The sequence below is a fragment of the Amycolatopsis acidicola genome, assembly GCF_007713735.2.
Lineage (GTDB): Bacteria > Actinomycetota > Actinomycetes > Mycobacteriales > Pseudonocardiaceae > Amycolatopsis_E > Amycolatopsis_E acidicola.
Window position 1 is genome coordinate 1 of record NZ_VMNW02000069.1, and the last position, 21,078, is coordinate 21,078.

Annotated in this window: 21 protein-coding genes; 14 read left to right on the top strand and 7 right to left on the bottom strand. The window is 69.0% G+C overall.

Translation table 11 applies throughout. The features are described from left to right. On the bottom strand, window positions 1–538 hold a 538-nt coding region (locus tag FPZ12_RS32805), incomplete at its 3' end, for an N-acetylmuramoyl-L-alanine amidase (protein WP_166462987.1). Between the two features lie 266 nt (window positions 539–804). Between FPZ12_RS32805 and FPZ12_RS32810 the strand changes: the two genes are divergently transcribed. The 9 genes from FPZ12_RS32810 to FPZ12_RS32850 all read left to right on the top strand — a co-directional run bounded on the left by FPZ12_RS32810 (window position 805) and on the right by FPZ12_RS32850 (window position 8,991). Beyond that, window positions 805–1,176, top strand: coding sequence for a YbaB/EbfC family nucleoid-associated protein (locus FPZ12_RS32810; RefSeq protein WP_144752641.1), 372 nt, complete (start codon window positions 805–807; stop codon window positions 1,174–1,176). Between the two features lie 11 nt (window positions 1,177–1,187). Then, the gene (gene recR, locus FPZ12_RS32815) at window positions 1,188–1,784 is read left to right on the top strand and encodes a recombination mediator RecR (RefSeq protein WP_144752639.1); all 597 of its coding nucleotides are present in this window, start codon (window positions 1,188–1,190) and stop codon (window positions 1,782–1,784) included. Next, complete coding sequence (locus FPZ12_RS32820; protein WP_243770158.1) at window positions 1,774–2,298, top strand: uridine kinase family protein; 525 nt, start codon at window positions 1,774–1,776, stop codon at window positions 2,296–2,298. Before recR ends, FPZ12_RS32820 begins: the two co-directional genes overlap by 11 nt. 193 nt (window positions 2,299–2,491) lie before the next feature. Then, window positions 2,492–4,159: an ABC transporter substrate-binding protein gene (locus FPZ12_RS32825; protein ID WP_166462985.1), complete on the top strand. Its 1,668-nt coding sequence runs from the start codon at window positions 2,492–2,494 to the stop codon at window positions 4,157–4,159. 90 nt (window positions 4,160–4,249) lie between these two features. After that, complete coding sequence (locus tag FPZ12_RS32830; protein WP_144752656.1) at window positions 4,250–5,254, top strand: ABC transporter permease; 1,005 nt, start codon at window positions 4,250–4,252, stop codon at window positions 5,252–5,254. Continuing rightward, window positions 5,254–6,183: an ABC transporter permease gene (locus FPZ12_RS32835; RefSeq protein WP_144752636.1), complete on the top strand. Its 930-nt coding sequence runs from the start codon at window positions 5,254–5,256 to the stop codon at window positions 6,181–6,183. Before FPZ12_RS32830 ends, FPZ12_RS32835 begins: the two co-directional genes overlap by 1 nt. A 2-nt stretch (window positions 6,184–6,185) precedes the next feature. Beyond that, window positions 6,186–7,181: an ABC transporter ATP-binding protein gene (locus tag FPZ12_RS32840; protein ID WP_144752633.1), complete on the top strand. Its 996-nt coding sequence runs from the start codon at window positions 6,186–6,188 to the stop codon at window positions 7,179–7,181. Beyond that, complete coding sequence (locus FPZ12_RS32845) at window positions 7,178–8,278, top strand: ABC transporter ATP-binding protein (RefSeq protein WP_144752630.1); 1,101 nt, start codon at window positions 7,178–7,180, stop codon at window positions 8,276–8,278. The genes FPZ12_RS32840 and FPZ12_RS32845 overlap by 4 nt, the downstream gene beginning before the upstream one ends. A 47-nt stretch (window positions 8,279–8,325) precedes the next feature. Then, window positions 8,326–8,991 (top strand): DedA family protein, encoded by a 666-nt coding sequence (locus tag FPZ12_RS32850; RefSeq protein WP_144752627.1) that lies wholly within the window; start codon window positions 8,326–8,328, stop codon window positions 8,989–8,991. Here FPZ12_RS32850 and FPZ12_RS32855 read toward each other — a convergent pair. Continuing rightward, complete coding sequence (locus FPZ12_RS32855) at window positions 8,928–9,854, bottom strand: EamA family transporter (RefSeq protein WP_144752624.1); 927 nt, start codon at window positions 9,852–9,854, stop codon at window positions 8,928–8,930. The two genes, FPZ12_RS32850 and FPZ12_RS32855, sit on opposite strands and share 64 nt — an antisense overlap. Before the next feature lie 77 nt (window positions 9,855–9,931). Between FPZ12_RS32855 and FPZ12_RS32860 the strand changes: the two genes are divergently transcribed. Beyond that, window positions 9,932–10,831 (top strand): LysR family transcriptional regulator, encoded by a 900-nt coding sequence (locus FPZ12_RS32860; RefSeq protein WP_144752621.1) that lies wholly within the window; start codon window positions 9,932–9,934, stop codon window positions 10,829–10,831. A 34-nt stretch (window positions 10,832–10,865) separates the two neighbouring features. On the opposite strand, the gene leuA is transcribed toward FPZ12_RS32860, so the two are convergent. Next, complete coding sequence (gene leuA / locus FPZ12_RS32865; RefSeq protein ID WP_144752618.1) at window positions 10,866–12,644, bottom strand: 2-isopropylmalate synthase; 1,779 nt, start codon at window positions 12,642–12,644, stop codon at window positions 10,866–10,868. 216 nt (window positions 12,645–12,860) lie between these two features. On the opposite strand from leuA, the gene FPZ12_RS32870 reads away from it, so the two are divergent. After that, window positions 12,861–13,247, top strand: a complete 387-nt coding sequence (locus tag FPZ12_RS32870; protein ID WP_144752614.1) for a hypothetical protein — start codon at window positions 12,861–12,863, stop codon at window positions 13,245–13,247. On the opposite strand, the gene FPZ12_RS32875 is transcribed toward FPZ12_RS32870, so the two are convergent. The 4 genes from FPZ12_RS32875 to FPZ12_RS32890 are packed head-to-tail and all read right to left on the bottom strand — an operon-like array spanning window position 13,244 to window position 16,167. Further along, a complete protein-coding gene (locus FPZ12_RS32875) occupies window positions 13,244–14,137 on the bottom strand; it encodes an NADP-dependent oxidoreductase (RefSeq protein ID WP_144752653.1) in 894 nt (297 codons plus the stop codon). The two genes, FPZ12_RS32870 and FPZ12_RS32875, sit on opposite strands and share 4 nt — an antisense overlap. Before the next feature lie 13 nt (window positions 14,138–14,150). Continuing rightward, a complete protein-coding gene (locus tag FPZ12_RS32880; RefSeq protein WP_144752611.1) occupies window positions 14,151–14,741 on the bottom strand; it encodes a nitroreductase family protein in 591 nt (196 codons plus the stop codon). Further along, window positions 14,725–14,967: a hypothetical protein gene (locus tag FPZ12_RS32885; protein WP_144752608.1), complete on the bottom strand. Its 243-nt coding sequence runs from the start codon at window positions 14,965–14,967 to the stop codon at window positions 14,725–14,727. Before FPZ12_RS32885 ends, FPZ12_RS32880 begins: the two co-directional genes overlap by 17 nt. Window positions 14,968–14,997: 30 nt before the next feature. Beyond that, window positions 14,998–16,167, bottom strand: coding sequence for a glycosyltransferase family protein (locus tag FPZ12_RS32890; RefSeq protein ID WP_144752605.1), 1,170 nt, complete (start codon window positions 16,165–16,167; stop codon window positions 14,998–15,000). 128 nt (window positions 16,168–16,295) lie between these two features. On the opposite strand from FPZ12_RS32890, the gene FPZ12_RS32895 reads away from it, so the two are divergent. From FPZ12_RS32895 to FPZ12_RS32905, 3 genes are all read left to right on the top strand, one after another. Beyond that, complete coding sequence (locus tag FPZ12_RS32895; RefSeq protein ID WP_144752602.1) at window positions 16,296–17,558, top strand: aspartate kinase; 1,263 nt, start codon at window positions 16,296–16,298, stop codon at window positions 17,556–17,558. Then, window positions 17,558–18,601: an aspartate-semialdehyde dehydrogenase gene (locus FPZ12_RS32900; RefSeq protein ID WP_144752599.1), complete on the top strand. Its 1,044-nt coding sequence runs from the start codon at window positions 17,558–17,560 to the stop codon at window positions 18,599–18,601. Before FPZ12_RS32895 ends, FPZ12_RS32900 begins: the two co-directional genes overlap by 1 nt. 124 nt (window positions 18,602–18,725) lie before the next feature. Then, window positions 18,726–21,077, top strand: a complete 2,352-nt coding sequence (locus tag FPZ12_RS32905) for an SdrD B-like domain-containing protein (RefSeq protein ID WP_243770159.1) — start codon at window positions 18,726–18,728, stop codon at window positions 21,075–21,077. The last annotated feature ends 1 nt before the right edge of the window (window position 21,078 follow it).

A 21,078-nucleotide genomic window follows, 5' to 3' on the forward strand; every position in this document is an offset into this window, starting at 1 on the left:
GCGCCGCCGGCCGGGTCGACAGGTTCAGCCCCGCCAGGTCGTCGCGCGGGTAGATGCCGTTGGTGCCCAAGTACGTGGACGTCGCGAAGCCCTCGCCGCGGAGGCTGTCGCGCAGGTCGTCCGCGAGCGAGATCGATGGCTGTCCTTGCGCGCCGTTCAACGGCGGGTTCGAGTACGAGACGTGGAAGCCGTGCGCGCTCGCGGCGGTCGAGCCGTCCGCGTGGATGGAGACTACCGCGGCGGCGTTCGCGTCGTTGCCGATCGCGGCGCGCTGGTCGACGCACGGGCCGACGCCGGTGTCGTCATGCCGCGTGTATACAACGTGTATTCCCTTGGCGGACAACGCATTCCCGACCCGCTGCGCGACGTCCCAGTTGAACTCGTGCTCGGTGTAACCGTCGTTGGACGACGTCCCCGTCGTGTTGCACGGCTTGGTCTCGCCGCGTCCCGCGGGCACCTGCTTGTTGATCACGGACGGCGACTTCACGTTGCCGCCGTTGTGCCCGGGGTCGAGCACCACGACCTTCCCCGCCGCCAACGGTTCGGAGGTCGCCACCGGCGGTGAAACCGCGGGAGCCGGGGCCCGCGAAGAAGAAGCCTCCGGCGACGCCTGGACACTGGACGGCGCACTCGAAGACGGACCGCCGCTCACCCCCGCGCCGCCCTCCGAACATCCCGTGAGCAGCATCGAGCACCCCAGCAACACCGGAAACACACGCCTTCGCACGGCGAACACGGTGCCACAGCCCAGCGAGCTAGGCTGGCAGACACGTACACCCAATTCGATGGATCGGAACCGGAACCATGGTCCAACCCGGCGGTGGAATGCCCGACATGCAGGCGATCCTCCAGCAGGCCCAGCAAATGCAGCAGCAGCTCGTCGAGGCACAGGAGGAGCTGCAGCGCACGGAGGTCACCGGCACCTCCGGAGGCGGCCTGGTCAAGGCCACCGTCACCGGTGGCATGGAGCTCAAGGCACTGAGCATCGACCCGAAGGTGGTCGACCCCGAGGACACCGAGACCCTGGCCGACCTCGTCGTCGCCGCGGTCCGGGACGCGACGAAGAACGCCCAGAAGCTCACCGAGGAGAAGCTCGGCCCGGTGGCCGGCGCGCTCGGCGGCGGCGGTGGCGGCATGCCCGACCTCGGTGGTCTCGGCCTGCCCGGGCTCGGCTGAAGGCGCCCGGCTTGTACGAAGGTGTAGTCCAGGACCTCATCGACGAGCTCGGCCATCTGCCGGGGATCGGCCCGAAGAGCGCGCAGCGCATCGCGTTCCACCTCCTCGCCGCCGATCCGGCCGACATCTCGCGGCTGCAGGACGTGCTCGGCAAGGTCCGCGAAGGCGTGCAGTTCTGCGAAATCTGCGGCAACGTCTCCGAGCAGCAGCAGTGCCGGATCTGCCGCGACGTCCGCCGCGACACGTCGCTGATCTGCGTGGTCGAGGAGCCCAAGGACGTGCTGGCGGTGGAGCGCACCCGCGAGTTCAAGGGCCGCTACCACGTACTGGGCGGAGCGCTCGACCCGTTGTCCGGCATCGGCCCGGACCAGCTGCGCATGCGCGAGCTGCTCGCCAGGATCGGCAGCGACGAGCTCAAAGAGGTGATCATCGCTACCGACCCCAACACCGAGGGCGAGGCCACCGCCACCTACCTGGTGCGGATGCTGCGCGATTTCCCCGGTCTCACGGTCACCCGCCTCGCTTCGGGCCTGCCGATGGGTGGCGACCTCGAATTCGCCGACGAGCTGACCCTCGGCCGCGCGCTCTCCGGCAGGCGTGCGCTGTAGCGACGCCGCGGACGCGATCCTCGCCGCCGCACCGCGTCTCGGCGCGGTGCGGCTGGCCGCGATCGACGGCCCTTCCGGGGCGGGCAAATCCACTTTCGCCACCGCGCTGCTCGACGAGCTGCGCCGCCGTGGCCGCGATACCTTCCTCATCCCCACCGACCACTTCGCCACGTGGGACAACCCGGTGGCGTGGTGGCCGCTGCTGCGCGACGGTGTGCTGGAACCGTTGGCGCGCGGGGAAACCGGCCACTACCGCAAGCTGGACTGGACCACCGGCGTGCCACGCCCGGGTGCGCTGATCACCGTGCCGCCGCCGGAAGTGCTCGTCCTCGAAGGGGTTTCCTCGGCGCGCGCTTCCGTTCGTCCCCGGCTTTCCTTCCGCCACGTCATGAACGGGCCCGATGCGGGCGCCCGGCTGGAGCGTGCCGTTCAGCGAGACGGGGAATCCGACAGGCAGAATCTCGTTCGGTGGCAGGCCTTCGAACGCGGTTGGTTCGCCGCTGACCGTACCTGACCGCACCTCACCCATACGGGTGAGATCCAACCGGACAAATGGGCTGTCGATAACACTCTTCGTGGCGTGATCATCCCAGCGTGTCATCGCAGCACGGTTTACGTAGCGCGATCGTAACCTCGAGTGCTTAAGCCGAAGCCCAGTTCCGGCTAGGGTCGTCGATCACTAACCGCATCTTCTACAAGGAGTTCACATGCTCCCTCAGCGGGTGGCTCGCCTGCGCCGCTTCGCCCTGATCGGGCTCGTCGGTGCTTTGGCTGTGGCCATGTCGGCCTGCGCTTCCGAACGTGGTTCGGGTGGTGGTGGCGCCAACGACACGTTCGTCTTCGGCGCCGCGGGCGCGCCGAAGAACTTCGATCCCATCTTCAACGACGACGGTGAGAGTTTCCGCCCCGCGCGGCAGATGTTCGACACGCTGGTCACCTACAAGCCGGGCACGACCGAGCTGGTCGGCGACCTCGCCACGGCATGGACTCCGAGCGCCGACGCGAAGACGTGGACCTTCACCCTGCGCCAGGGCGTGAAGTTCCACGACGGCACGCCTTTCAACGCCGCGGCGGTTTGCTTCAACTTCGACCGCTGGTACAACATGAAGGGCGCCGCCGCGCAGTCGCAGATGATCTACTACGGCGACGTCTTCGAAGGTTTCGCGCACAACGAGGGTGACGCCACCGGCGACCCGGTCTACAAGTCGTGCGAGGCCAAGGACGACCACACCGCGGTGCTGAACCTGAACAAGGCCAAGGGCGCCTTCCCCGACGCGTTCGGCCTGACCTCGCTGTCGATCTCCAGCCCCGACGCGCTGAAGAAGTACGACGCGGACAACGTGACCCAGAGCGGCGAGTCGTTCACCTACCCCTCGTACGCCGAAGAGCACCCGACGGGCACCGGGCCGTACAAGTTCGAGAGCTACGACAAGACGAACAAGACGATCACCCTCGTCCGCAACGACGACTACTGGGGTGAGAAGGCCAAGACCTCGAAGCTCATCTTCAAGATCATCGAGGACGAGAACGCGCGGAAGCAGGAGCTGGCCGCCGGCACCATCGACGGCTACGACTTCCCGAGCCCGGCGGACTACAAATCCTTGCAGGACGCCGGGAACCAGGTGCTGATCCGGCCCGCGTTCAACATCCTGTACCTGGGCATCAACCAGAAGAACAACCCGAAGCTGGGCGACGTCCGGGTGCGTCAGGCGCTCGAATACGCGATCAACAAGGACCAGCTCGCGAAGAACAAACTTCCGAGCGGGGCCTACGCGCAGACGCAGTTCCTGCCGAACAACGTGCCCGGTTACACCGACGCCGTCGAGAAACACAGCTACGACCCGAACAAGGCCAAGGATCTGCTCGCGCAGGCCGGCGCCACGGGGCTGACGCTGAACTTCTACGTGCCCACCGAGGTCACCCGGCCCTACATGCCGAACCCGGTCGAGATCGGCGCCGCGATCGCCGACGACCTCAAGGCCGTCGGGATCAACGTCAACATCGTCCAGGAGCCGTGGAACGGCGGCTACAAGGACGACGTGCAGAAGGCGGGCAAGCAGGACATCCACCTGCTGGGCTGGACCGGTGACTACGCCGATGCCGGCAACTTCGTCGGCACCTTCTTCGGCAGGCAGAAGGCGGAGTTCGGGTTCAACAACCCGCAGATCTTCAACGCCCTGGGCAACGCCGACTCGCAGACCACGCCCGAGGCGAAGAAGACCGCCTACGAGCAGGCCAGCGTGCTGATTTCGCAGTACGTGCCCGCGGTGCCGCTGACCTCGTCGCCGCCGGCGATCGTGGTGAAGGGCAACGTCCACAACCTGGTGCCGACGCCGCTCACCGACGAGCGCTTCTACACGGTGACCAAGGGCTGACGGGACTTCTTCGGCGGGGAAGTACCCCTCACGGTTTCGGCCGTGGGCGGGTACTTTCCCGTGAAGGTCCCGCGTGAGGGCACGAACCACATGTTGCGATTTCTTGTTCGTCGTCTGTTGCAGGCGATTCCGACGTTGCTGGTGCTGTCGATCCTGGTGTTCGCCTGGCTGCGGTTGCTGCCGGGCGGCCCGGCCGGCGCACTGCTGGGCGAGAAGGCCACCCCGGCCAAACTCGCCGACCTGAACCGGATCATGGGTCTGGACCAGCCGATTCCCGTGCAGTACTTCAAGTTCCTCGGCCGCGTGACGACCGGGGACTTCGGGAGTTCGCTGATCAGCGGGGATTCCGTGCTGGCCGAACTCGGCCGGGCGCTCCCGGCCACCATCGAGCTCGCCATCTGCGCGCTGCTGCTCGCGATCGTGTTCGGTATCCCGCTCGGCTACCTCGCCGCGCGGTACCACGGCCGCCTGCTCGACAGCGCGACCGTGCTCACGACGCTGGTCGGTGTCGCGGTGCCGGTGTTCTTCCTCGGTGTGCTGCTGAAGTACGTCTTCGCGCAGAAGCTGGGGATCCTGCCGCCATCGGGCAGACAGGACGTGACCATCGACGCCACGCATCCCACCGGGTTCTTCGTCCTCGACGGGATACTCACCGGCGAGTTCGACGCGGCGTGGGACGCGATCAAACACCTGATCCTGCCCGCTATCGCGCTGGCGAGCATTCCGTTCGCGGTGATCGTGCGGATCACCCGCGCCTCGGTGCTCGACGTGCAGCAGGAGGATTTCGTGCGCACGGCCGAATCGAAGGGCCTGACGGCGCCGGTGATCCGGCGTCGGCACGTCTTGCGCAACGCACTGCTGCCGGTCAGTACGACGATCGGTTTGCAGACCGGGTTGTTGCTGGCCGGCGCGGTACTGACGGAGAAGGTGTTCAACATCCCCGGGCTCGGTTATCTGCTGGCACAAGGCATCGAACGCCGTGACTACCCACGCCTGCAGGCGTTGCTGTTGCTGGCCGCGTTGGTCTACGTGCTGGTGAACCTGCTCGTGGACATCTCGTACGCGATCATCGATCCGAGGGTGCGGGTGCGCTGATGGCGACGAAGATGTTGCGGCGCAAGGCCGAACGGATCGACGAACTCGCCGCCTCCGGCGGTACCAGTCTCGCCGCGGACGCGGTGAGGCGGATGGCCCGCAGCCCGATCGCGATCACCGGTGCGGTGATCACCCTCCTGTTCGTGCTGCTGGCCATCTTCGCTCCGCTGCTCGCGCCGAAGGATCCCTCGATCCCGTACGACGAGCTGAAGGAGAACCTCACCCCGAGCTCGATTCCCGGTCCCATGCCGGGTTTCCTGCTCGGCTCCGACCAGAACGGCTACGACTTCTTCTCGCGGCTGCTCGTCGGCGCGCAGCAGACGTTGATCGTGGGCGTGGTCGCGACGCTCATCGGCGTGGTGTTCGGGATGATCATCGGCGGGCTGGCCGGCGCTTTCGGCGGCTGGGTGGACACGCTGCTGATGCGGTTCACCGACATCCTGCTGGCGATTCCCTCGCTGCTGCTGGCGATTTCGATCGCCGCGCTGTTCTCGCACGGTTCACAGTGGACAGTCATCATCGCGGTCGCGGTGGTGAGCGTGCCGATCTTCGCGCGGCTGCTGCGCGGCGCGATGCTCGCGCAACGCAGCAGCGACCACGTGCTCGCGGCCACCGCGCTGGGCGTGCGGCGGGGCACCATCGTGTTCCGGCACATGCTGCCGAACTCGGTGGGGCCGGTGATCGTGCAGGCGACGCTGACGCTCGCCACGTCGATCATCGACGCGGCCGCGCTGTCGTTCCTCGGCCTCGGCGACCCGGACCCCAGCCGCGCGGAATGGGGCCTGATGCTGGGCAACTCACAGGGCTATCTGGACGTGAAGCCCGAGCTGGCGTTCTACCCCGCCATCGCGATCATCGTGGTGGCGCTGGGGTTCACCCTGCTCGGCGAGTCGCTGCGCGAAGCGCTCGACCCGAAGAACAGGCGGTAACAGTGGCACTACTCGAGGTACGAGATCTTTCGGTCACGTTCCGCCGCAAGGGAACGCCGCCGTTCACCGCGGTGGACGGGGTCAGCTTCGACGTCGAGCCGGGGCAGACGGTCGGGCTCGTCGGCGAGTCGGGCAGCGGCAAGTCGGTGACCGCGCTGGCGATCATGGGCCTGCTGCCGAAACGCGGCGCGGAGGTCGGCGGTTCGGTGTCGTTCGAGGACACCGACCTGCTCACGTTGCCGGACAAGCAGATGCGCGACCGGCGCGGCCGGGACCTCGGCATGGTCTTCCAGGACCCGTTGTCCTCGCTGAACCCGGTCATCCCGATCGGGCTGCAGATCACCGAGGTGCTGGAGCGGCACCGCGGGATGTCGCGCAAGGAGGCTTCGGCCGAGGCCACCGACCTGCTCGGCCGGGTCGGCATCCCGGACCCGAAGCGGCGGCTGACGGAGTACCCGCACCAGCTCTCCGGCGGGATGCGGCAGCGCGCGCTGATCGCGATCGCGCTCGCGTGCCGGCCGCGGCTGCTGATCGCGGACGAGCCGACCACGGCGCTGGACGTGACGATCCAGGCGCAGATCCTGGCGCTGCTCTCGGAGCTGGTGCGGGACACCGGAACCGCGCTGATCATGATCACGCACGACCTCGGCGTGGTGGCGGGGCTGTGCGACGAGGTCAACGTGATGTACGGCGGCCGCGTGGTGGAGCGTGCTGAACGGCACGACCTGTTTTCCCAGGCACGGCACCCTTACACGCATGGGCTGCTCCAATCGATCCCGCGGCTCGACGCGCCGCGCGGGGAGAAACTGATGCCCATCAAGGGATCCGTGGCCGACAACATTCCGTGGGAGCACGCGTGCGCGTTCGCGCCGCGCTGCCCCAACGCGCTCGACCACTGCCGGGAGGTGGCCCCGGAGCTCGTGCCCGACAACGGCGGGATGCTGCGCTGCCACAACCCCGTCGGCCCGGTCAGCGCTACGCAGGGGGTGGGGGCATGACCGAACCGCTGGTGACGGTGGAGGGCATCCAGGTGCACTTCCCGATCAAGCGCGGGCTGGTGTTCGACCGGACGGTCGGGTACGTCTACGCGGTCGACGGGGTCGACCTGACGATCCAGCGCGGCGAGACCTACGGGCTCGTCGGCGAGTCGGGCTGCGGCAAGACCACGCTCGGACGCGGCATCCTGCGGCTCGTGGAGCCGACCGGCGGGCGGGTCGTGTTCGAAGGCACGGATGTGTCCACGCTCAAGGGCGAAGCGCTGCGGAAGATGCGGCGGCGGATGCAGATGGTGTTCCAGGACCCGCTGTCCAGTCTCGATCCGCGGCAGTCGGTGGAGTCGATCCTCGTCGAGGGCATGCGCGCGCACGGACTCGACAAAGGCAAGGAGGCCACCGGCAACCGCTTGCGGGAGCTGCTTTCCGCGGTCGGCCTGCCGGTCACGTCGCTGCGTAAGTACCCGCACGAGTTCTCCGGCGGCCAGCGCCAGCGGATCGGCATCGCCAGGGCGCTGGCCGTCGAGCCGGACCTGATCGTGGCCGACGAACCGGTGTCCGCGCTCGACGTCTCGGTGCAGGCGCAGGTGCTGAACCTGCTCGAGGAGCTGCAGGACACCCTCGGCCTGACGTACCTGGTGATCGCGCACGACCTCGCCGTGGTGCGGCACATTTCGGACCGGATCGGCGTGATGTACCTGGGTTCGCTGGTCGAGGAGACCGACTCGGAGACGCTCTACTCCGATCCGCTGCACCCGTACACGCGGGCGCTGCTGTCGGCGATCCCGGTGCCCGACCCGGTGGTGGAGGACCGGCGGGAGCAGATCCTGCTCGCCGGTGACCTGCCTTCGCCTGCCGCGCCGCCGACGGGCTGCCGCTTCCACACCCGCTGCCCGTGGCGGCAGGAGACGAGGTGCGACACCGAGCGGCCCGAGCTGCGGCAGATCGGCGCGGGGCACCGGGTCGCCTGCCACTACGCGGAGGACATCCGGTCCGGCGCGATCACCCCGCACGAGGTGACCGCGGAGCTGGTCGAAGTGGACTCCGGCGGCGGCCCGGCGGTCACCCACGCGGCTTCCGTCGCCGAGATGCTCGAGCCCTGAGACGGGTAGCCTGGCGTCGGCAATGTCCGTTGAAGGGGGCTGCATCCATGCACATCGACCAGTGGCTGGACACGATTCCGCCGCTTCTCGTCTATGTGGCCGTGGGTGCGGTCATCGGGTTCGAAAGCCTGGGCATCCCACTTCCCGGTGAAATCGTCCTGGTCAGCGCGGCCCTGCTCGCGTCGCAGCATTCGTCGCTGAACCCGTGGGTCGTGGGCATCGTCGCGAGCGCGGGCGCGATCATCGGCGACAGCATCGGTTACCTGATCGGGCGCAAGGGCGGGCAGCGGCTGTTCGACTGGGCCGGCCGGAAGTTCCCCAAGCACTTCGGGCCCGACCATGTCGCGAGCGCCGAACGGATGTTCCGCAAACGCGGGATGTGGGCGGTGTTCTTCGGCCGGTTCGTGGCGATCCTGCGGATCCTGTGCGGGCCGCTGGCCGGCTCGCTGCGCATGCACTATCCGCGGTTCCTCATCGCGAACGCCCTCGGCGGCATCGCGTGGGCAGGCGGCACCACGGCGCTGGTGTACTCGCTGGGCGTCGTCGCGGAGAAGTGGCTTTCCCGGTTCTCCTACGCCGCGCTCGGTGTGGCCGTGGTCGCGGGCATCGTCATCAGCCTGATCATCAAGAAGCGGATGGGCCGCCGCCATCACGACGAGACGGCCAGCTCCTCGCCGGACTCGTCCGAGGAGCGGGCCACCGTCGAGCGCTGACGGCGTTTCAGCGAACCCAGCAGCACCCCGCCGACGATCACCACGCCGGCCAGGATTTCCACCAGCGCGGGCCGTTCGTCCAGCAGCAGGAACGAAGCGGACATCCCGACGATGGGCACGAGCAGCGAGAACGGCGCGACGACGTTCGCCGGGTTGCGCCGCATGAGCGTGGACCAGATACCCGAGCCGACGATCGTGCCCAGCAGCACCACGTAGGCGAAGCCGCCGAGCCCGACCCAGCCGCTGGGCGTGGCGATGGTGGCCAGTGAGTGCAGCGCCTCGCCGGGGCCCTCGAACACGGCGGACAGCGCGAACATCGGGATCGGCGGCACCAAGGACATCCACAGCGTCAGGTGCAGTGGGTTGTCGGCTTTCGCCTGGCGCATCGAGATGTTGCCCGTGGCCCAGCTCAACGCCGCGAGCAGGGTGAGGATCACCGGCAGCAGCACGGCGTTTTCGGCCTGGTGCAAGGCGATCACGATCATGCCGCCGACGGCCGCGGCGATCCCGATCAGCTGGCGGGCGGACAGCTTTTCGCGGAGGAAGGCGCTGCCGAGCAACACCGTGAACGGGGCCGACGCCTGCAGCACGAGCGACGCCAGCCCGGTCGGCATCCCGTGGTCCATCGCGATGAACAGGAACGCGAACTGCCCGGTGCCGAAGCCGAGGCCGTAGCCGAGCAGCCAGCGCAGTTTGACCTTCGGGCGCGGGACGAACAGCAGCGTCGGGATGGCGATCACGAGGAAGCGCAGGCCACCCGCGAACAACGGCGGGAAATGGCCGAGCATGGCGTGGACGGCCAGGAAGTTCAGGCCCCACAAGAGGACGACGAACAGGGCGAGCAGGCGGTCGCGCGTGGGCACCTGTCCAGCTTGCGGGCCCTAACTTTGAAGAACAATCGAGATTATTTTCAAGGACTCTTCAGCTACGCTTCATTGTCGTGGATATCGGCAGGCTGCGGGTGCTGCGGGAGTTCGCGGACAGGGGCAGCGTGACGTCCGCCGCACGAGCCCTGCACTGCACGCCTTCGGCCGTCTCGCAGCAACTGCGGGCGCTGCAGGCCGAGGTCGGGCTGGCCCTCACCGAGCCGGCAGGCCGGGGCCTCCGGCTCACTGACGCGGGGCAGGCACTGGTGGCCAGCGCTGACGACGTACTGGCCGCGCTCGACCGCGCCGAGGCGGAGCTCGACACGTACCGGAGCTCCCCGCGCGGCCGGGTCCGGGTGGCGATTTTTCCTTCGGCAGGGCTGATGTTGCTGCCCGGTCTGCTCCACCGGTTCGCCGCCGTGGACGGGCTCGACGTGGAGGTGCGGGACGTCGACATGACCCCGCCCGAAGTGCCCGCGCTGGCCGCCGACTTCGACATCGTGGTGACCCATCGAGACGAGAGCGCCGAGCCGTTCACCGCCAGCAGACTGCACACGGTGCACCTGCTGCGGGAGCCGCTCGACGTCGCGCTGCCGCCCGGCCACCGGCTCGCGTCGCGGGAGCGGGTGGAGCTGGGCGAGCTGGCGGAGGAGCCCTGGATCGGGGTGGACGTCGGGTTCCCGGTGGACGACGTGCTGCGCTCGATCGCCGCCAGGACGGGGATCCGGCCGCGGGTGGTCTACCGGATCAACGATTTCCAGATCATCGGCGCGCTGGTCGCCGCCGGGCACGGGATCGCGCTGCTGCCGCGATACACCTTGTGGCGCAACGATTTGCTGCGCCGTCCCCTCTCCGGCATCCGCGCGGCGCGGCACATCGAAGCGGTGTTCCGGGCCGGCGCCGACTCCCGGCCCGCCGTCGCCACCGTGCTGGCGAACATGGTCGCCGAATCGAACGTGATCGCCACCGGTTGAGCGGGGCGCCACGCGGGCGCCCCGCCCCCGGGGCTCAGCGGTTGGCGCGGTTGACGGCCGAGACGACCGCGCGCAGCGAAGCGGTGACGATGGACGAGTCGATGCCCACGCCCCAGTAGACCTTGTCGTCGATGGCGCATTCGATGTACGAAGCCGCCTTCGAGTCGTCGCCAGGGGTCATCGTGTGCTCGCTGTAGTCCATGAGCCGGATGTCGTAGCCGATCGTGGCCAGCGCGTCGAAGAAGGCCGCGATCGGGCCGTTCCCGCGGCCGGTGATCTCCTGCTCCTCGCCGTCCACCCGCACCGTCGCGGTCAGGTCGTACTGCCCGTTCGCGGTGACGTGCTGGCTGATCAGCCGCAGCGGGGTCTCGCGCTCCAGGTACTCGGTCGCGAACGCGTGCCACATCGTGGCCGGGTCGACCTCGCCGCCCTCGCTGTCGGTGTGCCGCTGGACCACCTGCGAGAACTCGATCTGCAGCCGGCGCGGCAGGTCGAGCTGGTGCTCGGTCTTCATGATGTAGGCGACGCCGCCCTTGCCCGACTGCGAGTTCACCCGGATCACGGCCTCGTACGTGCGGCCGACGTCCTTCGGGTCGATCGGCAGGTACGGCACCTCCCACGGGTACTCGTCGACCGGCACGCCCTCCTTCTCGGCGGCCTTGTTCAGCGCGTCGAAGCCCTTGTTGATGGCGTCCTGGTGTGAGCCGGAGAACGCGGTGAACACCAGGTCGCCGCCCCACGGGCTGCGCTCGGGCACCGGCAGCTGGTTGCAGTACTCGACGGTGCGCTTGATCTCGTCGATGTCGGAGAAGTCGATCTGCGGGTCGATGCCCTGGCTGAACAGGTTCATCCCCAGCGCCACCAGGTCCACGTTGCCGGTGCGCTCGCCGTTGCCGAACAGGCAGCCTTCGATCCTGTCCGCGCCCGCCTGGTAGCCCAGCTCGGCGGCGGCGACGCCGGTGCCGCGGTCGTTGTGCGGGTGCAGCGACAGGATCACCGAGTCGCGGCGGTCCAGGTTGCGGCCCATCCACTCGATCGAGTCGGCGTAGACGTTCGGCGTGGCCATCTCCACCGTCGCGGGCAGGTTCAGGATCACCGGCCGGGACGGGGTGGGCTGCCAGATGTCGGTGACCGCGTTGCACACCTCGGCGGCGTACGACAGCTCGGTGCCGGTGTAGGACTCCGGCGAGTACTGGAAGCGGAAGTCGGTGTCGGAGTACTTCGTCGCGTACTCGGTGACCAGTTCGGCCGCCTGCAGCGCGATCTTCTTGATGCCCTCGCGCTCCTCGCGGAACACCACGCGGCGCTGCAGGATCGAGGTGGAGTTGTAGATGTGGACGATCGCGCGCGGCGCGCCCTCCAGCGACGCGAACGTGCGCTCGATCAGCTCGGGGCGGCACTGCGTCAGCACCTGGATGCGGACGTCCTCGGGGATCGCGTCCTCTTCGATGATCTCGCGGACGAAGTCGAAGTCGGTCTGGCTCGCCGCCGGGAAACCGACCTCGATCTCCTTGTAGCCCATGCGGACCAGCAGGTCGAAGAACTTGCGCTTGCGTGCCGGGGACATCGGGTCGATCAGCGCCTGGTTGCCGTCACGCAGGTCGACCGCGCACCACAGCGGCGCGTGTTCGATGCGCTTGGACGGCCAGGTGCGGTCCGGTACGACGATGTCCTCGACCAGCTGGTGCCACGGCTTGTAGCGGTGCACCGGCATCGACGTGTTGCGCTGCGTGTTCCAGGACGGCTGGCCCTCGGGCGCCGGACGCGACGGCTTCCGGATGCGGCTCGACTGGGAAGGTTCGGGCGTGGTCATGTGACTGGTTCTCCTGCCGGGTGTCGTGAAGGCGACCGGCGGCGTGACGAAGCCCCGCGACGGGGGGCCGGTCGGATCAGGCCCCGTCGCGGCAGCGAAGCAGGAGAGCACGTGCCACGTCCTTCACTGTAGCCGCGAGAAGTTGATGATGGAAATGAGGCCTGTTCATTACTGACTAGTAGTCAACGAGGCCGTGGGCGTGCCACACTTTCCGACATGGCCGAGCACGCCGAGGGCAGCGAGAACGAACTCGCCGAGACCAAGACCCACGCCAAGCAGGGTTCGGATGTGGACTGGCGCCGGATCAAGGACACCGGCGTGGGGCTGCTCGCCGGAATCGTCCGGTGGGTGGGCCTGATCTTCGCGGTGATCCTGGTGCTGCACGTGATCTTCACCGTGGGCGGGGCGAACCCGGAGAACGGCATCGTCTCGTGGGTCCGCGGCTGGGCCGACAGCCTCGCGATCGGCTTCAAGGACCTGTTCGAGCCGGACGACGCGAAGCTGCGCGTGCTCGTGAACTACGGCATCGCCGCGCTGTTCTGGCTGATCGTGTCCAGCATCGTCACGCGGATCATCCGCCGCGTCGGCGGCGCGACCAGCTAGGGAACAAGCACCAACTTCCCGCGCCCGTTTTCGCTCGCGCGGTGTGCCTCCGCGACCTCGGCGAGTGGGAAGGCCCGCACGGCTGGGACCGCAAACCGCCCGGACTCGATGAGCCCGCCGATTTCGCCCAGCACGTGGAGCGCGCGCCCGGAGTCTCCGCGGCTGAACCGCACCCCGTGCTCCCGCGCCCCGGCGAAGTCGGCGATGGTCACCACGTGCGCGGCGCCGCCCGCCAGCGCGATGAGCTCGGGCAGGACGCCGCTGCCCGCGACGTCGAGCGCTGTCCCGACGCCGTCCGGCGCGAGCGCACGAACCCGCTCGACCAGGCCCTCGCCGTACGCGACGGGCTCGGCGCCGAGCGAGCGGAGGTACTCGTGGTTCGCCGGGCCTGCCGTGCCGATCACCCGCGCTCCGCGCGCCGAGGCCAGCTGGACCGCGGCGCTGCCGACGCTCCCGGAAGCGCCGTTGATCAGCACGGAACCGCCGCTCCCGACGCCGAGCTGGTCGAGCGCGCGCGTGGCCGTCTCGACAGCGGCCGGAAGTGCCGCGGCACCGGCGAAATCGAGCGACGGCGGGATCGGCGCGTAGTAGGCGAGCACGGCCAGCTCGGCCTGGGCGCCCTCCTCCGCGGAGAAGCCGAAGACGCGATCGCCGAGCGCCACGTCCGTCACGCCCTCGCCGAGTTCGTCGACGACGCCCGCAGCCTCGTGGCCCAGCGTCTGCGGGAGCTCCTCGTCCATCAGGCCCTGGCGCTTCTTCCAGTCGCTCGGGTTGACGCCGGCCGCCCGCACCGCGATCCGGACCTCGCCGTGGCCGGGGTGCGGGTCGGGAACATCCACGATCTCGAGGACCTCCGGGCCGCCGAACCGCTCGAACCGCACTGCCTTCATCACTCGCCCCGATCTAGAACGCGGGTTTGCCCCAGCCGTCCGTGAAGGCCATTTCGTTCAGCGACAAGCGTTTGCGCTCCGCGCGCTCCCGGTCAACCGCGCGCTCTTCGCCGAGCACCTCGGCTTCGCCCTGCACGCCGACGGCGATCGCCACCCGGGGCACGGCCTCGTCGGGCACGTCGAAGGCGGCGCGCACGGCTTCGGCGTCGAAGCCCGCCATTTGGTGTGTGACGAGCCCTTCGTGGACCGCCTGCAGCGCGAGGTTCTGCCCCGCGAGCCCGAGCCCGTACTCGGCGTACGGCACTTCGCCTTTTTCGTTGCGCGTCACCATGATCGCGACCAGGAGCGCGCCGGCGCGGTGCGCCCACGCCTGGTTCCGCTCGGTCAGCGTGCCGAGGATCTTGCGAAACGTCTCGTCACCGCGCCTGCCCACCAGGAACCGCGCGGGCTGCGTGTTGCCGAACGACGGCGCCCATCGCGCGGCTTCGAGCAGCGCGCGTAGCTGCTCCCAGGTGACTTCACCGGTCTCGTCGAGCGCGCGCGGGCTCCACCGTTCTCCGATCAGGTCGGCCAGGGGCGCGCTGCTGTCAGCTGGTTTCCGCATCGGGGCGAATACTTCCACAGGCGCGGCGGCACCGATCGCACAGCGCGTCCGGCTGCCAGGCTTTCGCCTGATCGCGCAGTTCGCGCCGGATCCGCACCCTGCTCTTCGGGACCCCGCGCTCGTCGGCCCGTGGTGTGCCGAAAACGCGCATCTCCGTCCGGCGCTCGCCGCAACGCGCGCAGACGACTCGCCGGAACACCCGGCGGGACGCGGTTTCCGGATCCATACCGCCCCTTCCCCCCGGGGGCATTGTCGGTCAGATCGCGTAGGACCACACGTCGAGCGCGTATCCGCCGAACCAGGCGCTCAGTATCGCGGCGCCGCCCACTGTAAGCACGGCTGTGCCGCGCCGCCGGTTCGCCAGCCCGATCGCCACCGGCACCAGCACCGTGAACGCGGGCACCAGGAACCGGGCCTTGGCGTGCATGAGCCCGCTCGTGCCGAGGCACATCACGAGCACTATCGCCGCGTACGCCAGCAACGGCCATTCGACCTTGCGCCACAAGGAAATCCCGAACAGCACGAGTGTGCTGGCGATGACCGCGACGGTCAGCAGGCTCATCACCGTGTTCGTGCTCAGCGTGGCCCCGATGAACCGCAGCGTCGCCAGGCCGCCGTCGAACTTCGTCGACCAGCCCTGCCATTCCAGCTCCGACCAGGTGCGCAGCTGGTCGGCGAAACCCGCATCCGGCCGCACTCGCAGCCCGGTCCACCACAGATAACCCAGCAGCCCGGAAGGCGCCAGCACCAAGGCGAAGCCCGCGCGCCAGCGGTCGGTGCGCAGCGCGAGCAGCGCGGCGAGCACCACCGTCACCACGAGCGCCAGCGCCGTAGAGCGGACGAGCCCGGCCATCGCGCAGCACACCGCGGCCAGTTCCCAGCGGCGCTCCAGCACGCCGATCAGCGTCCACACCGCGAGCGCGCAGAACAGGGCTTCGGTGTAGGTCATCGAAAGCACGATGCCCATCGGCGCCGCCGCGAACAGCCCGACGAGCAGATAGCCGGCGCGCGGGGAGCCGCCGCGGACGATCCGGCCGAGCCGGGCCAGTCCGTAGGCGGCGAACAACCCGCCGCCGGCCGAGACGGTGAGCGCCGCCGCGACGAGGCCGAGGCCCGTCGCGCGCGAGAGGGCGTCGATGAGGAACGGGTAGCCGGGAAAGAAGGCGCGCGTGGTGAACGGGTTCGGGTGTCCCTGCGCGTCGACGATCGCGCCGAGGTCGTAACCGTTCGCCGCGATCCGGAGGTACCAGACCCCGTCCCACGCGGTCAGCCGGTCGGCCAGTCCGGCAGGGCCCATGACTGCGAGAACCGCCACACCCAGTGCCCGGATCCCGACAAAGATCACGGCCGGGACGAAGGGGCGCCATCTGTCCGCCGACCCGATTCCGGGCGAGGTGAACGCGGACTTTCCGACGGCTTCGAGCACGTTGGTGATTTTCTCACGAACTCGGTCACTGCCCGTGACGGGAGTGGTCGGCGCCACACAGTCGGGTGGCCTCGGAAGCTTCCCCCGGTAGGCTCTTTCGAAAAGCGCACCTAGGAGGTCCGATAAAAGTGGCGCTGGTGGTCCAGAAGTACGGCGGTTCGTCGCTGGAGAGTGCCGATCGGATCAAGCGGGTGGCCGAGCGCATCGTCGCCACCAAGAAGGCGGGCAACGACGTCGTGGTGGTCTGCTCCGCGATGGGCGACACGACGGACGAACTGCTCGATCTCGCCCAGCAGGTCAATCCGGTCCCGCCGGAGCGCGAGATGGACATGCTGCTCACCGCCGGTGAACGCATCTCCAACGCGCTGGTGGCGATGGCGATTTCCGCGCACGGCGCGGAAGCGTGGTCGTTCACCGGTTCGCAGGCCGGTGTGGTGACCACCGCGGTGCACGGCAACGCGCGGATCATCGACGTGACGCCGAGCCGCGTGACCGAGGCGCTCGAGCAGGGCTACATCGCGCTGGTGGCGGGATTCCAGGGTGTTTCCCAGGACACCAAGGACATCACCACGCTGGGCCGCGGCGGGTCCGACACCACCGCGGTCGCGCTCGCCGCCGCGCTGAGCGCGGACGCCTGCGAGATCTATTCCGATGTGGACGGTGTGTACACCGCCGACCCGCGGATCGTGCCGGACGCGAAGAAGCTCGACACCGTGCCGTACGAGGAAATGCTCGAACTCGCGGCCAGTGGCTCGAAGATCCTGCACCTGCGGTCCGTGGAGTACGCGCGCCGATATGGAGTACCCATTCGCGTCCGTTCTTCCTACAGTGACAAGCCGGGCACGACGGTGGCCGGCTCGATTGAGGAGATCCCCGTGGAACAAGCGTTGATCACCGGTGTGGCGCACGACCGGTCCGAGGCCAAGATCACGGTGACCGGAGTGCCGGACCACGCCGGCGCCGCGGCGCGGATCTTCCGGACCATCGCCGCCGCCGAGATCGACATCGACATGGTGCTGCAGAACGTGTCCAACACCGCGGGCCGCACCGACATCACCTTCACGCTGTCGAAGGCCAACGGCCCCAAGGCGGTCGGCGAGCTGGAGAAGCTCAAGCCGGAGCTCGGCTTCACCACGGTGCTCTACGACGACCAGGTCGGCAAGGTTTCGCTGGTGGGCGCGGGCATGCGCTCGCACCCCGGCGTCACGGCCACCTTCTGCGAGGCGCTCGCGAAGGTCGGCGTGAACATCGAGATCATCAACACCTCGGAGATCCGGATCTCGGTGCTGATCCGCGACGCGCAGCTGGACGAAGCGGTGCGCGCGATCCACGACGCATTCGAACTCGGCGGCGACGAGGAAGCCGTCGTCTACGCGGGGAGTGGTCGCTGATGGCAGGCAACGGTTTGCGGGTCGGCGTGGTCGGCGCGACCGGCCAGGTCGGCGGGGTGATGCGGAAGCTGCTGGCGGAGCGGGACTTCCCGGTCGCGCAGCTGCGCTACTTCGCCTCCTCGCGCTCCGCGGGGACGAAACTTCCTTGGCGTGACGGGGAAATCGAGGTGGAGGACGCCGCGACGGCGGATCCGTCCGGTTTGGACGTCGCGCTGTTTTCCGCCGGTGGCGCCACTTCCCGCGCGCAGGCGGAGCGGTTCGCCGCCGCGGGCGCGAAGGTGATCGACAACTCTTCGGCCTGGCGGCTGGATCCCGACGTGCCGCTCGTGGTGAGCGAGGTGAACCCGCAGGCGATCAAGGACGCCCGCAAGGGCATCATCGCCAACCCGAACTGCACCACGATGGCCGCGATGCCGGTGCTCAAGCCGCTGCACGACGAGGCGGGCTTGGTGCGGCTGATCGCCAGCACGTACCAGGCGGTGTCCGGCAGCGGGCTCGCCGGCGTGGAGGAGCTGGCCGCGCAGGCGAGCGCGACGGCTTCCCGTGCCGCGGAGCTGACGCACGACGGTTCTTCGCTGACCTTCCCGGAGCCGGCCAAGTACGTGGCGCCCATCGCGTTCAACGTGCTGCCGATGGCCGGGTCCATTGTGGACGACGGCTCGTTCGAGACGGACGAGGAGCAGAAGCTCCGCAACGAAAGCCGGAAGATCCTCGACATCCCGGCGCTGCACGTGTCCGGGACCTGTGTGCGGGTTCCGGTGTTCACCGGGCATTCGTTGTCGATCAACGCGGAGTTCGCCGCGCCGCTTTCGCCGGAGCGGGCGAAGGAACTGCTCGCTGGCGCGCCGGGCGTGCGGCTGGTCGAGGTGCCGACGCCGCTCGAGGCCGCGGGCAAGGACCCGAGCTACGTCGGCCGGATCCGCACCGACCCCGGTGTTCCGGACGGCCGCGGGCTCGCGTTGTTCATTTCCAATGACAACCTCCGCAAGGGCGCGGCTTTGAACGCGGTTCAGATCGCCGAGCTGATCGCGGAAAGCGCGTAACCACAGCGCGTAAGGCGAAACTGACCCACTTTCACTCTTTAGCACAGCGGCTCCTCCACTCGATCCGGGAAGCGCGCTCTTACTGTGAGCGCAGTCTTTCACCAGGCCGAGTCGGGGAGCCGCGTTGCTGAGGCAGGTCGTCGTCACCGTGGTGGCACTGCTGGCACTGGGCACGACGGTGCCCACGCTGGCCGCCACGGAGAACACGGACGGGCCACTCAAGGTGCACGTCGTGCGGGTGGACGGTGAGCACGCCGGTGTCGCCGGGATCCTCGTGGTGGCCACGGATCCGTCCGGTGCCAGTGCCAGTGCCACGACCGGTCCTGACGGCGCCGTGGTGCTGTCCACCGCGTCGTTGACCGGCGGCAAGTACCGGGTGGAGGCGCAGATCCCGGCGTCCATGCCCGACGTGAAACCCGCGCCCGCGGGCCCGGGATTCGCCGCGCTGACCCAGTTCGTGGACGTGTCCGGTGGCCGCCCCGCCGAGCTGACGATGGGCGTCGGCAACGGAACCGGGGACGTCCAGCTCGGCGACCGCGTGTGGTTCGACACCGATGGCGACGGCGTGCAGGACGGGGACGAGCCGAGCCTGCCCGGGGTGCGCGTGCAGTTGCTGGGCTGTGACGGCACGGGCGCGCCGCTGGCGGAGAAGACCACCGACGCTTCCGGCGGCTACACCTTCGGCCCGGCCGACAAACTCCAGCCGAACTCCTGCTACACGGTCAAGTTCGACTTCTCCGGCGTCGACACCACGGGGCTGCCCGGCTCGCCGCGCGTCGACGGTCTCAAGTGGACAACGCCGATGGCGAGTGTCACGGCGGCCGCGGATTCCAGTGTGGACCCCACGACCGGCACCGTGCGCGTGACGGTGGGCCCGCCGGGTTCGGTGGACGACACCGTGGACGGTGGAGTGGTCGGCGGCCTGAACAAGATCGGCGACCTGGTCTGGGCCGACGTGAACCGGAACGGGCTGCAGGACCCCGGTGAGCAGGGCATCGCGGGTGTGCCGGTGAGTCTGCAGACGCCTGACGGCAAGGTCGTCGTCACGACCACCACCGGCCCGTACGGGCAGTACGCGTTCTCGCATTTGCCCGATGGCAGTTACAAGGTCTGTTTCGACACCACGAAACTGCCCGCGCAGTACGGCGATTACCAGCTGGTCAAACCCCGCGCCGGGACGGCGGGCCAGGATTCCGCGCCGGACCCCGGCACCGGGTGCACCGCACTGACCGAGCTCCGGGCCGATCGCATCAGCGACACGAGCATGGACGCGGGACTGGCCCCGCCGGTGAACCGGATCGCCGCGCGGGTCTGGCACGACGTGAACGAGGACGGCGCGCAGACCCCGGAGGAGCCCGGAATCCCCGGTGTGCCGGTGAAACTGCGCACCGACGACGGCACGCAGGTCGCGCTGACCACCACGGGCGCCGACGGCGGTTACGCCTTCGACAGCATCCCCGACGGCTCCTACCAGGTGTGCTTCGATCTCGCGAACCTGCCGGCGGACGTGGCCGACTACACGCCGGCCAAATACGCCGGTGACTCGGCCGCGAACCCGGCGACCGGCTGTACCCGTCCGGTGACCATCGGGCTGGACAAGCGGATCGACACCTCGCTCAACACCGGATTGTCCGGGCCGGACAACGAAATCGGCGATCGCGTGTGGTTCGACAGCAACCGCAACGGACTGCAGGACCCGGTGGAGCCAGGGGTTTCCGGGCTGCCGGTGAAACTGCTCAAGAGCGACGGCGGGGACGCGGGCGCCACCACCACGGGCGCGGACGGCAGGTATTCGTTCCACGGGATTCCCGATGGCACGTACCAGGTTTGCTTCGACCCCAAGGCTTTTCCCGCCGGCTACGCCGGTGACCAGTGGGCCCGGCCGAACTCCGGTGACGACGCGCTCGACTCGGACGTGGACCTGGCGAGCTCCTGCCTCCCGGCGGTGGCCGTGGGCGTCGCGCATCGCGAAGTGTCCACTATGGACGCCGGTCTGGTCTCCCCGCGCAACCGCCTCGGCGATCTGCTCTGGTTCGACCGCAACGCCAACGGCGCGCCGGACCCGGACGAGCCCGGTGTTGCCGGGGTGACGATCAGCCTGAAGGACTCGGCCGGGAAGCTCGTCGCGTCGACGCGCACCGGGCCGGACGGGCGCTACCTGCTCGACGACCTGCCCGACGGCAGCTACCAGGTGTGCGCGGATCTGACGCAGCTGCCCACGGAGGCCGCGAACTACCAGGTGCCCGGCAAGCCGGACGGCTGCCTCGGGCCGGTCACGGTCGGCCCGAAACCGCGGGAGGACCTGTCGGTGCGGATCGGTCTCGTCGCGCCGAGCCCGGCGGTCGCGCCGGCCGCGGAGCGCACGGAAACCGGTGGTGGCGGCGGGTTCCCGTTCGGCTGGGTGGCGTTCACCGCGATCGTCGTCGTGGCCGGGCTGGCGTTCACCGTGCGCTGGTGGAAAACGGTTGACCACTAAG

Excerpts from the sequence above, each read along its gene's own strand:
- FPZ12_RS32810 (WP_144752641.1), top strand. The coding sequence starts at position 805 with ATGGTCCAACCCGGCGGTGGAATGCCCGACATGCAGGCGATCCTCCAG.
- FPZ12_RS32825 (WP_166462985.1), top strand. The coding sequence starts at position 2,492 with ATGCTCCCTCAGCGGGTGGCTCGCCTGCGCCGCTTCGCCCTGATCGGG.
- FPZ12_RS32830 (WP_144752656.1), top strand. The coding sequence starts at position 4,250 with ATGTTGCGATTTCTTGTTCGTCGTCTGTTGCAGGCGATTCCGACGTTG.
- FPZ12_RS32835 (WP_144752636.1), top strand. The coding sequence starts at position 5,254 with ATGGCGACGAAGATGTTGCGGCGCAAGGCCGAACGGATCGACGAACTC.
- FPZ12_RS32845 (WP_144752630.1), top strand. The coding sequence starts at position 7,178 with ATGACCGAACCGCTGGTGACGGTGGAGGGCATCCAGGTGCACTTCCCG.
- FPZ12_RS32850 (WP_144752627.1), top strand. The coding sequence starts at position 8,326 with ATGCACATCGACCAGTGGCTGGACACGATTCCGCCGCTTCTCGTCTAT.
- leuA (WP_144752618.1), bottom strand. The coding sequence starts at position 12,644 with ATGACCACGCCCGAACCTTCCCAGTCGAGCCGCATCCGGAAGCCGTCG.
- FPZ12_RS32870 (WP_144752614.1), top strand. The coding sequence starts at position 12,861 with ATGGCCGAGCACGCCGAGGGCAGCGAGAACGAACTCGCCGAGACCAAG.
- FPZ12_RS32875 (WP_144752653.1), bottom strand. The coding sequence starts at position 14,137 with ATGAAGGCAGTGCGGTTCGAGCGGTTCGGCGGCCCGGAGGTCCTCGAG.
- FPZ12_RS32880 (WP_144752611.1), bottom strand. The coding sequence starts at position 14,741 with ATGCGGAAACCAGCTGACAGCAGCGCGCCCCTGGCCGACCTGATCGGA.
- FPZ12_RS32885 (WP_144752608.1), bottom strand. The coding sequence starts at position 14,967 with ATGGATCCGGAAACCGCGTCCCGCCGGGTGTTCCGGCGAGTCGTCTGC.
- FPZ12_RS32900 (WP_144752599.1), top strand. The coding sequence starts at position 17,558 with ATGGCAGGCAACGGTTTGCGGGTCGGCGTGGTCGGCGCGACCGGCCAG.